The sequence below is a fragment of the Pseudomonas sp. SWRI51 genome, from assembly GCF_014268825.1.
Classification (GTDB): domain Bacteria; phylum Pseudomonadota; class Gammaproteobacteria; order Pseudomonadales; family Pseudomonadaceae; genus Aquipseudomonas; species Aquipseudomonas farsensis.
The window spans coordinates 1-272 of the sequence record NZ_JABWRG010000197.1 but is presented as its reverse complement, the minus strand read 5'-3'; the positions used below and the strand labels follow the sequence as shown (position 1 = coordinate 272).

Here is a 272-nt window from a genome sequence, read left to right as displayed (position 1 = left end):
GCCGAAGGCGGCACTATCACCTACACCGCCTCCGTGAACCACGAAGTTACCGGTAGCGACCTGGTTGTGAAACTGGCTAACGGCCAGACCATCACTATCCCGGTTGGTCAGTCGTCGAGCTCGGTTGATTACACCGTGCCGAATAGCGTCCACACCACGAAACCGGACGTTAGCAACGCGATCACTGAGATCACCGGTGGTAACTACGAGAAAGTGGTTGGCGAAGGCAAGCCAGTCACTTCCGTAACTCAGGGCCCAGGCACTGAAGACAC

At 57.0% G+C, this 272-nt stretch carries 1 protein-coding gene; it reads left to right on the top strand.

Annotation, left to right across the window (positions count from 1 at the left end):
- Nucleotides 1-272, top strand: a 272-nt coding sequence (locus HU720_RS24490; protein ID WP_238337807.1) for an immunoglobulin-like domain-containing protein, incomplete at both ends; no start/stop codon positions are given.